The sequence below is a fragment of the Kovacikia sp. CALU 1929 genome (genome assembly GCF_056784235.1).
This window is the reverse complement of record NZ_JBXBCF010000074.1, coordinates 73,602-84,914: the sequence shown is the minus strand read 5'-3', so window position 1 is coordinate 84,914 and position 11,313 is coordinate 73,602. Positions and strand designations below refer to the sequence as shown.

The following is an 11,313-nucleotide window of genomic DNA, read 5'->3' as shown; positions in this document are numbered from 1 at the left end:
TTAGTGGGAGGAGTATTTAGAGCATCATCGGAGTCCATCGAATCAGGAGCGCGATAACTTCCTACTTGAGTAGATTAACTTGGGCTTTCAGCCCTTTAGGAACCTATGCACTTTCAGTGCATAGTGGTTCAGTTTGCAATACACCTATCAAGGGTATTTGCCTGAAGTCAAGCAACAAATCAGTGATATGGCACTCAATGGGAGTGGGATTCGAGATACAGCCCGTGTGCTTCACATTAGCCCCACGACAGTGATTGAGGAATTAAAAAAAAGATCGACGACTCAAAGCAGTCAATGAAGCTAAACTGGCTGAACTAGAACCGACTCAAAGTATTGTAAAGCTCTGTCAGTGGCACGATACCGAAGCAGAAGCCGATGAAATGTGGAGTTTTGTCCATTCTAAAGCCCAGCAACGTTGGTTATGGCATGCCATTGACCATCGCAGTGGTGCCATCTTAGCTTACGTGTTGGCGACGCATGAAGATGAAGCATTTCTTCAACTCAAAGCCTTGCTAGAACCATTTGGGATCATGCAGTTTTATACTGATGGTTGGGGAACCTATGAACGGCATCTTGATCCGAGTCTGCATACCGTTGGCAAACGGTATACTCAGAAGATTGAGCGCAAGCATTTGACCTTACGAACTCGCCTGAAACGACTAGCGCGCAAAACCATTTGCTTTTCCAAGTCTATTGGGATGCATGACATTGTTATTGGGCTATTTATTAACCGTTACGAATTTGGTTTGGTTGTCTAACCCAAAACAACAAGTCTAGAACACGACCATTACAAACATTGTCTTTGGACGGAACCGAGATACAGAACCTCACTCCGTTGGCACCTCTCTCCCAACTACAAATGCTGAATTTGAGAAGAACTCCGATTCAGAACTTCAGTTTATTGGCAGAGTGCCCTCAATTGAGAAGAGTGTATTTGACTAATGAGCAAATGAAAAACGCTGTATTACCACCAAAACTGAAGGAAATAATAGAATGCGTTGATTAGAATCGTTTGAAACCAATCAATAATTATCCTCTGCCCCTTATCCTCCAAACATTCAACCAGGACTTACGCATTTCGACCAAAACCTTGGAGGTTTAAGCCACTCAGTGGGTAGATGCTTGATTTCTGATTAAAACCTCCGAGGTTTGCATAAGTCCTATCAACTTTGATCTTTTTGCTAACAGCCTCCAACTTCTGTAAGCGATTCGCCCCCTCCTCCATCAAATGTCTCCCATTACATTTGCAATCCACCACATGACCAATGCGACTCGATTCATTACGAATGTGACCCTCAACAAATTGAATGCAACCTAATACAAAGCGAATGTCACTCGATACATAAAGGTTGCGACCACTGACAAAAGCAATGCAACCCCCTACATTCCCATTGCAGCCCAAAATCCTCCGTAGCTGTTAAATCCTCTGTAGCTAAGGGGGTAGTGCCTTTTCGTAAAGGACACCTGCTGGGTTGAAAGTTTGCCGTCGGATACCTCCAAAATGGACTCAAAATCAGGCGCAATTGCCTTTTCAGCTCCTGCTGGGTTGAAAGTGGACCCACTCGTTTCCACCTGGCAGCGTATTACTTCGGGGGCGCAATTGCCTTTTCAGCTTCAAGTTATCCTGCTAATCCCTTGCGCAGCCACTTCTCCTAAAGTTCTAAAGGGTTGAAAGAAACCTTAGCCTTCCAAAACGATATCAATGCTAGAAATCATGAAATGGTGATTTCTAGCATCGCTGAGCTTACAGAAGACAAGTCATAAAAGTGGGTTTCGTCCCCACTTGACCTAAATGTTTAAAACCGTTCTGGTCAGACCTAACAAAGGTATTTAGCGTGGAAAGTACCATTTTATCGTCGGATTCGGACACTAAATGTTTAAAGCCGACAAATAAATGTTTAATGGACAACAACAAATGTACAGTGACTTTTTAACTGTCGTCGTGACAAATTCCTGTCATCGGGTTGTGTGCTTTATTTGGCAGGCATTCTAGCAATCGCCACTAGCTTTTGAGGGGCTTTGGCAGCCAGGGCGCTTGTGACAAATTGATCGTCGTGTTACAGATTTGTGACAAATTAGCTGTCGTGGCTCTTCTGGGATCAAGTTGAGGAGATGACAAATTAGCTGTCGTCTTCTCGAAGCAAAACAAGATGATTATCAGGAAATAGTCTGAACAAATAAATTAAACCTGCCGTTAACTTGTCACTCTTTGCTGCTGGAAGTTATGCACTCTTGTACCCAGAGGCGATCGCTGTCTGACAATGCTGGTTCTGGTGCAGGTTGTTGATAGTCAATCCGCAGGTCAAAATTGCCCTGATCATATACAGTCTGTAAAAGTGGCTGTAAGTCCACAACGATTGGGCTATCTTCCGGTTGCAAGGGGAGCAAAAAACTGGGAATGCGATCGCGTAAGTTAAATCCGTACAATGCTGCCTGGGGGCGTTGAGCTGCATCACTCACCAAAATGCGATCATCCCATACCCCCTGCACACCTGCTAAGGGCATCGGGGAGAACGCTCGCAGTAAATCAATTTCCACCAGATGAGTTTGGCTCTCGAACTGGGGGTGGTAGAGATAGTCCTGTAGCTGTCCAAATACCACTTGTGAGAATAATGCTGGAGAAAAAACGTTTTATATCTGAACCTATTACTTCACTACTTCAATCACGTTAGAAATGGCAGCTAGCTGAGTGGTATCTACCGTCCGCTTGCTGCCTGTCACAACAACATCAGCATCCCGACTGTTGCGGTCAAGATCGCCCAGTAGCGCACCCACCACATCCAATGAATCATCCCCACGGTTCAAGGGAAGTGCTGTTCGGGAACCGGTGCCGCGATCGCCCGCGATCGTTTGAATGGCTTTCAGGGTGTTCCGTAATGGTTTTGTACTGGCAATGGTCAACACCTCAATAAATCCGGCTCCCTTCAACGTGAAGTCGTATCCATCCCCATCCTTAGGCGTCAGCAGTTCCTGTCCGGTTGAAACCAGTGCCGCATCCTCAGGCGCATCCCAGTAGGGATAGAGCACCGTCAAATTGCCGCTACCCCCAATCACCAGCACCGCAATGTGGAGATTGCGAGTTTCATTGTTGCGAACTTTCACCTGAAAGTCCGTCCCTGCTTTGAACTGGTAAACATTTTCCGCCGTGCCCCGTCCCCCCTGCCGGGGAACCACTGAAGTGGCTACCTTTAAGCGGTTCTCCCCACGGTCCCGACCAACTGCCAGTTGCAAAATCTTGCCCGCCAGCAGTGCCTTGAACCGGGGGCGTAGCCGCTCAATGGCGTCTGAAATCGATTCTCCAGGTGTTTTAGAGAAGGTTGCAGTAATCGGAATCAACCCAGCCGTAAACAAACCGATGCTGCCTGCGACAGGAAGGTCAGTCAGTTTTTGTTGATTCGCCTGCTTCAGATACTCTTGCGTCATGCGACCCAGCAAATAGTCAACCTTAGCCCCCTGCCCAACCGGTACAATCTCAATCCTGCCCACCGATCGCAGTGCCGTGTTAGCCTGCGATCGCTCCTGCCCTAAGGAAGCATCCAATCCAATTTGTAATTTCACATCCGCTGGCACACCCCGGACCTTTTCCCGCATCAGGGTGCCAGGTTTCACACGGCTGATTTGCCCTTTTTGCAGCGTGCCTAAACCCACTAATCCCTGTCGCGAGGTCTGTTTCACTTCTCCCAATTCCTGACCAGAGGCATCCATCAGGGTAAAGATACTGTCCTCATCTACCGCTTCTAAACTGCGGGAGGACACGCCGCCTAGCCAGAACTCGATCTGGTTGCCATCCACTCGCCGCACAACCGCCTCAGCAGGTAGTGTAGAGGGAGCCAGAAAATAGACAGGCTTTTGTCCATTGCTATCAGGATTTACTGCATAAATGGGTATCTGTTCCACACCAGACGTTTTCGCCACATCTTTTGTGCTGCGCGTCAAATTAACAAATACCGTCCCGACTCCTTCGTTACGGGTTTGCTGCCAGAGGTAACGAGTCAGCAGATAGGTGAAAGCGCCTGCATAAAACCCACTGAAAGGAGCATCCGCCGCTAGCTGATCGTACTGAGCAGAACCGATCGCCACGCCTTTGGCAATTTGAAGCCGCTTCTGGTTAAATTCTTGCTCAGACAACTTGAGATTGGACATCCAGCGTTTTTGAAACTCCAGCTCGACTGGACTGGGATTGGCTGGATTGCTTCCACCGTAACGCGAAGAGGTGGCGCGAAACTCAAGATTACCGCGTGTGCCCCCACCGGAGTGGCAACTGTCCAGGACAACGGTGACATTTTCCGTTTGCAGGGCAGACATCAGCAGAAACAGGCTGCGTCCCATAATGTCTTGTACCTGATCGGGATTGGCGGTGGCGCGATCGCTGGGAACCATTGTGCCATTCACCCCTTTACCATCTTGGACAAAACCTGGGATAGGGTTTGGATCGAGGACTAAGGAGCCATGCCCTGAAAAGTGAAACACCACCCCATCACCCGGTTTTGCCTGTTGAATTAAATGCTGTTGAAATGCATCCAGAATGGTTTGACGGGTGGGTTTAAGAGATGCATTGTCACTCACGATTAAAATGTCACTGGGATTGAAGCCATAGCGATACACCAACAGTTCCCGCTGCAATTCCACGTCGGTCAGGCAGCCATCTAGGGTTCGGATGGGGTCAGGATAGTTGTTAATCCCCACTAGGAGAGCCAGCTTTCTACCAGGACTCCCCTGAGCTAGGACTTGACCGTAACGATCTGCCTGATGCAAAAAGGTCAACTGATTGACTCCCAACGCTGCCAGGGTTGATCCGGCAAATTGGAGAAAGTGACGGCGTTTCATTGAGGGCATGGTTCCACTCTCCCAGAGCAAATGATTAAGGTTAACGGGTATTTTATGCACACAAAGAATATATATCAGTGTTACGTTGGTTCTCATGCTGATGCGGTACAAGCTAGGGGTTTGTTATGAGTCATTAGTCATTCGTCCTTTGTGGGCGACCAATAACCAATGACCAATGACCAATAACGACCAAAAACGTACCTCACAAAGCTGAGAATTGCTATAGTTCTTTATCCCTCTCCATGCCTGGAGGATATGCAGTCAACTCAGAGGCTGTTGCCAATTAAAATGAAGGGTGCCCAGTAGTAGGGATGGGAAAAGTTAGCCGCAGGTTGCTTACCCGATGATCTCACTTCCACGCTTGCTTCCTCGCGCGATCGCTTCAGTGTGTCTTTGGCTGTGATTTCTCCACGCAGCATCCGAAGCTGGGCTTGACGTAAAGCTTCTGCTTTCGTTGCAGATTGCTTGGTGTTTGCCAGGTTTTTGTAGAATTGCTGCATGAGTAAACTGGTGCTGGCATCGTTGACTTGCCACAAGGAAGCCATGACTGCTTTTGCTCGCCCCCGTTGCAGGAAGTAGGAGCTAATTCCGGCAATCTCTACGCCATCCTGATCGGCTCCTCCTAAAGCTGTTTCACAGGCAGACAAAACAACCAGATCAATATTGCGGAGATTTTGCAAGGTGCGGATGCGCGGGATTTCCAAGCGCCCATCTCCCAAGAGTAGGAAGGATTGGTTCGGATTGACGGGTACGAACTTGCCGTGAGTGGCAATGTGAACAATCCGCTGTTTGCCAAGGTTTTGGCGTAGTGCAGGAAAGGTAAAGGCACTGTTGAGAAGTTTTTGTCCATCGTAAACACCAGTTTTACTGTTATTCCCCTGCCGCACGATCGCATCCAGTTCAGTAGGGACATTGGGCAACGGATCAAATCCGTCTTTGGCTTGTGACATACCTAGAGCTAATACGTTCGTATTTTGGGGAGCAAAGGGCAGACGATCGCTCATGTCGGTGTAGCCTGCGGAAAGTACCGTGGAAACGGTGTAGCGTTCCAGCAAAAACTTCTCGCCATCAAACAAGGCTGCCATTGGAATGTAGCGAGTGGCGCGATCGAGGGAAAAGACTAAGTTGCGAATATCATTGGCAGTCAGCTCTGATTCAATTGGTTTAATCAACCAGTCATACAATTGCTTGCTGGTAGCTTTCAGCTCGTTCATATCCGAATTCGGATTTTGCAGCAGTTGGCGCAACTTGAGCACCGTTTCCCCAATTTGCTTTTGTCCTACTCCCGGTACTTCTTGCCGCTTGACGACCACGCCTCGCGATGCCCAAAGTAACCAGGTGCGGTTCTCCATGACCAACGGGTAGATCAGAACCGTTCCCGGTTGCGCTTCCACGATCGATTCTGCTTGAGGCAGAAAGTCTTTGGGGGCAAGACTGGCATCGTCCGTATTGCGAATGTTGCGATCGCGAAACTCCTTCTCGATCGCCTGCAAGTCACGATCAAACTGCTGCACCAACCCATCCCGCTCATTCAACAATTGAGTCAACTGAGCACAAGTCATTTGTTCGCACTCATCCACCTTTAAACCGAAGGCAATCAGACTATTGCTTTTGCTGCTAATCTGTTCTTCTGTTGGGGTCTGGGGCACCTCTGCGCCAGCTTCCGTCTTGTTTGAGCGGGTAAAATCTTGGATTTCTTGCGTCTTGAGCAATTCCAAAACCTGCTGCGCCTCCAGAATCCGCCCTTGTACCAACAGTAAATCGGCAAGCTCCCGATAAACAGATACAGGCTTAACATCACTGAGGCTTTGAACCGTTTGCAAAAATGAAGTTTGCAGTTCGATTGATAGTGATTGCAAATTTGCTCGAACTTGTTCAATACCTCGCACGGCTTGCTTGTAGTATGTGATGGCGGTAAGAGGCATCTTCAATTCATGGTATACTCTCCCTAACCCTCTATAAGCAGCATAATTACCTCCAGGTAAATTATTAGCTACACTGCTTGCTAAAGACTTGCGATAAATATTTATTGCTTCTAAGTGTTTCCCAGCTCGGTTATAAATATCACCTAAGAGGTTAAGCCCATGCTCCGTTATGTATAACTGATTAATAGTATCTCCTAAGGATAAGCTACTTTTCGCCGTTTCAATTGATTTTTCTAATTCACCTAATTCAGCGTAGCTCAAACTTATTAATATCAATGCTAGACTCTTGGTTCGATCCCCTTCAGTTCTCTGTACATGGGCTGAAGTTAATATGGCTTGTTGCGATGTTGTAATTGCTTGATGATATTTTCCTTGAGCATGATAAACAGCACCTAAATGCATTAAGGCATAAGCCTTGTACCCAGGAGACTCTCTGATACTTTGGGATAAAGTCAAATTTTCCCTAGCAAACTTCTCAGCTTTTCTATAGTCGCCCAAATGCCAGTAAATCTGTGTGAGAGAACCTAAAGCTTCTACTTCATGTTCGATATTCTTGAGTTTTCGTGCAAGTGATAAAGATTTATTCCCTAGATTCAGGGCTTTTTCATAATCTCTAAGCTTAAAATAAATCAGGCTATAAGAACTGAAATAGGATGCCCGATATGAAAAATCTAGCTTTTCTAAAAGAGTAACTCCTAGATCTGCATAAGCTTGGGACGCCTGATAATCTCCTAAATACAAATAAGAAACTGCAAGCATCAGCAATGCATTAGCTTCTGATTGCTTATCTTTCAATTCACGTGCCAAAGCAACCCACTGCTGGGTAGGCTCAATTGCTTTGGTGTATTCTTTGGACTCCACATACGCTCGAACCAGCCAGCCCAGTGCATTAGCTTCTGATTGCTTATCTTTCAGTTCACGTGCCAAAGCAATCCACTGCTGGGTAAGCTCAATCGCTTTGGTGTATTCTTTCGATTCCACATACGCTCGAACCAGCCAGAACAGCGCATTGGCTTCTGATTGCTTATCTTTCAGTTCACGTGCCAAAGCAATCCACTGCTGGGTAGGCTCAACTGATTCTTGATACCGCTTTTCTCGGATGTAAATTTCAGTTAGAATTTTCAAGGCTACTAACTCATAGATTGGTTTTTTGAGGTCTCGTGCCTTAGACAAAGCCTTTTGAATCAGATCCGTTGCCTTTTTCGGTTGCTTCTTGAGGCTATGGACATGTGCCAGAGCAATGAGTGTGGTTAACTCCATCTCGGTATTCTGAGTATTTGTCGCGATGATGAGCGCTTGCTGTAGAAGATCAATCCCTTGGTCTAGGTTCCCTGCCTCTGAGTACATCCACCCAAGCCTGGTCAGCGCCTCTACTTCTACGTCCGATTTCTTCAACTCTCGTGCTTTTGCCAGGGTCTCTTGCAGGATCTCCATCGCTTTTCCTCGCTGTCCTCCCCTGCTATAGGCATCGGACAGATTCGTTAGCGTCTTCAACTCCATCTCAGAATTTTGCGTTTTAGTGGCAATTGCTAAGGCTTGTTGCAACAAACTTAGCTCCAGTTCTGGCTTGCCTAACCCTTTGTAAGCCAACCCGATATTATTCAACGCCCTTACTTCTAAATCGGCATCCTTGATTTCTTGGGCGATCGCTAATGCCTGCTGCTGATAAGACAACGCTTTTTCATAGTCTTTCAGGTTCAAATAGGTATTGCCCAGTCCTCGCAATGCGTATCCTTCGCCCCTGCGGTCTTTGGCTTCCTGATACATGGTCAAGGCTTTTTGAAATGACTCTAGCGCTGCTTGAAGATCTTGAGCATCGCGCAGTTTGTTTCCCTGCTCTAATAACCGATCGCCCTCTGCCTTCTGATTTTGCACGATCGCCGTTTGAGAGATCGCAGGCGAAACCACTGCCGAGATTGTCGGATTCAGGCAAAGGCAAAGAGTGGCAACTGCCAAACCAGCAGACTTGAGGCGGTGCATCCAGAAATCCTCCACAGGTAGGGAAACTCATCAACAATGTATCACTCTCGGTGGGAGGAGGTTATGCAAGGGAGATGGGGCGGTGGGGCGATCGTCCTACAACACATTTGGCTGCTGCTCCCTTCATGCTTGAAAGTTTTTCTCCGACGGCATATATGATAGCATCTAGGTGTTTCTGCTTCTGCAATGGCTCCCTCATTCCAGCAATCTACGAAAACGGCATGATTCGTCCTTTGCAACCTATCTCCTTACCAGAAGGACAGGCATTGCAGATTCAGATCATCGTCGATGACTCCCTGGTGGAACTTCAACACATTACCCAATCTCTGGAAATGACAGGAATTGTCACTCCTCCACCCTATGCTGAGAATGTCGAACCAGTTTCAGCAAGTCAGTGGCAAGAGCTACCTGAACGGCTTAAAAGCTTGCCAGGAAAGCCTCTTTCAGAATTAATCATTGAGGAGCGAGGTATTTGGTAAACGCTTACTTTCTCGATAGTAGCGCTCTCGTCAAACGATATATTTCTGAGACTGGCAGTGGATGGATACAAAACCTGGCAAATGTCAGTGCAAATAAATAGATAACCCAAACGACTATCTGTGATAAAGAGGTGAGGGAGCGATCGCCCACCTCTTCTGATCAGCGTTGTGACTGAAGTAGCTCTTCTGCTTTTCTAGCCCAGGTTACAGCATAGACTCCGATGTTTGCCGTTTCTCTAGTAAACTCAGGCGGATTTTTGCCCGCTGGGCTGACTCGTTCCGCCGCATTCAGGGCAATGATCACCGCGTTCAGTTTGTTCCCCTCCTGCAAGATCACAAACATAGGACCGCCCGATGCGCCAGCCATCATGTCACAGTCATGGGAAACGACTCCTGGTTGGGGGACAAAGCCACGAATGCTGCACCCTTTATGCACACCCGCCGTTTCCGCAGGGTTGTCTTTGGGAAAGTCACTAGAGTACCCTGCCAAAATGATTTCACCTTTGATGCTGTCTAAATCAGAAAGGTCAGCAACCACAAAGTCCAACCAACCATAGGTTTCGCCTAAGGGCTGATCCAATACTAACAATGCCCAATCATTACCGCGATCGCGTTGGGGGTCAGTTGTTCCCGGAACTATCTTGGTCGCAAAGGCTGCGGCAGGGGCTTGACCGTCGATCAGATTGGGGCGAAAGCGGATTTTGTTGGTTGTCACTTGTTTGGTTTTCTCGTCCAATACACAATGAGCATTGGTGACAACTAGATTTTTCCCGATCAAGCTGCCTGTACACGTCCAATCCAGTTGATTACCGTTCATCACCTCAACCCGACCGATCGCCGACCAGGGATACTTCGCCGAGTTCATGGGAATGCGATCGTCTTTACCGAAAATGTTCCGTCCCCCTTTAAAGGGGAAGGTCGATTGTCCAATGTTGGCGGGTATAAAGCCTGATGTGGACTGAGGCAACTGTCCGGGCTTGGCAGATGGCGCAGTTGTTGCAGGAGGTTTGACAGGTGCTATTTGAATATCACTTCCTTCAGCATTGGCAATACTCACGCTGGCGATCGCTAGCAAACTCACGCACCCAGCAGCGATTAAATTGAAATCTTTCATTTGAATTGAACTCCTTGATCATGTTCATCAATCATCAATTGTGCTTGTCGCAGGGACTCGGCTTGGGACAGCTTGCCTGCGGATAGAGTCTGGTAGAATTGATTTAAATAGGCAGGTAAATGTCGAGACCATTACACCTGCTCTACTCCAGGCAACCGACCCACCTGCTTTAAGAGAATAGCTCGGTTCTCTTTGGCATCTTCATTGTTGGGGTTGATTCGCAGAGTTTCATCAAACGCCGCGATCGCCTCCTGATAGCGTTTTAGATTTATCAACGCCACACCCCGGTTAAACCAGGCGGCTTCATTCCTGGGTTGCAGGGCAATCACCCGGTCATAGGAAGTGACTGCCTCTGCAAACTTCTCCATTCTGAACAACACATTCCCCCGATGGAACCAACCCTGGGGTTGTTGGGGGTTGAGTTTCACAACCTGGTCAAAAGAACGCAGTGCCTCTGCATACCGCTTCAGCCTTCCTAGTGTAATTCCTTGATTCAACCAGGCGTTGGCATTGTCTGGCTCAAGCTTGAGTGCCTGGTCATAGAGCTTCAATGCTTCCTGGGGTTTGCCGGTGTCATCTAAAGCATTGCCCAACCCAACCCAGGCAGCCACTAAACGGTCATCTAATTTTAATACTTGGTTGTAGGCGGCGATCGCTTCCTGGTAACGTTTCAGCTCATACAGGGAATGGGCACGACCCAGCAGAGTGGGAGCATGGTTGGGGTGGGTCTGGAGGAGGCGATCAAATATCTCCAGTGCCTGTGCCGGTTTTCCAGCATCTAACAATTCCCAGGCTTTTTTGAACAAATCTTTTGGTTGTTCCGCCTGTACCAGTTGGCTGGTTGAAGCCTTTAACAGATCGGACTGAGGATGAGTTGCAAATGCTTGTGCGATCGCTGGGAGTCCAGGAATTGCAAGCCCAACGAACAATGATACACAGATGCTTAAGCCAGTTTGTTTAGGTAACATAATTCGGTATTCCTTGAACG

At 47.7% G+C, this 11,313-nt stretch carries 6 protein-coding genes and 1 pseudogene; 2 read left to right on the top strand and 5 right to left on the bottom strand.

What is annotated here, in order from left to right:
* Positions 1-139 precede the first annotated feature (139 nt).
* A pseudogene (locus tag AC1S52_RS18485) lies at positions 140-758 on the top strand (IS1 family transposase); the annotation flags it as partial.
* Positions 759-2,202: 1,444 nt separating this feature from the next.
* On the opposite strand, the gene AC1S52_RS18480 reads toward AC1S52_RS18485, so the two are convergent.
* From AC1S52_RS18480 to AC1S52_RS18470, 3 genes are all read right to left on the bottom strand, one after another.
* Positions 2,203-2,601, bottom strand: a complete 399-nt coding sequence (locus AC1S52_RS18480; protein WP_482030513.1) for a DUF4058 family protein — start codon at positions 2,599-2,601, stop codon at positions 2,203-2,205.
* A 45-nt stretch (positions 2,602-2,646) separates the two neighbouring features.
* Complete coding sequence (locus AC1S52_RS18475) at positions 2,647-4,836, bottom strand: caspase family protein (protein WP_482030512.1); 2,190 nt, start codon at positions 4,834-4,836, stop codon at positions 2,647-2,649.
* A gap of 257 nt (positions 4,837-5,093) precedes the next feature.
* Positions 5,094-8,732: a CHAT domain-containing protein gene (locus AC1S52_RS18470; RefSeq protein ID WP_482030511.1), complete on the bottom strand. Its 3,639-nt coding sequence runs from the start codon at positions 8,730-8,732 to the stop codon at positions 5,094-5,096.
* 74 nt (positions 8,733-8,806) lie between these two features.
* Here AC1S52_RS18470 and AC1S52_RS18465 point away from each other — a divergent pair, with 74 nt between their 5' ends.
* On the top strand, positions 8,807-9,211 hold the full coding sequence (locus tag AC1S52_RS18465) for an antitoxin family protein (RefSeq protein WP_482030514.1): 405 nt from the start codon (positions 8,807-8,809) through the stop codon (positions 9,209-9,211).
* Between the two features lie 160 nt (positions 9,212-9,371).
* Here AC1S52_RS18465 and AC1S52_RS18460 read toward each other — a convergent pair whose 3' ends face one another.
* On the bottom strand, positions 9,372-10,325 hold the full coding sequence (locus AC1S52_RS18460) for a trypsin-like serine peptidase (protein ID WP_482030510.1): 954 nt from the start codon (positions 10,323-10,325) through the stop codon (positions 9,372-9,374).
* A gap of 131 nt (positions 10,326-10,456) precedes the next feature.
* Positions 10,457-11,293 carry a tetratricopeptide repeat protein gene (locus tag AC1S52_RS18455; RefSeq protein WP_482030509.1) on the bottom strand — a complete coding sequence of 279 codons (837 nt, stop codon included), beginning with the start codon at positions 11,291-11,293 and terminating at the stop codon, positions 10,457-10,459.
* Positions 11,294-11,313: the final 20 nt, after the last annotated feature.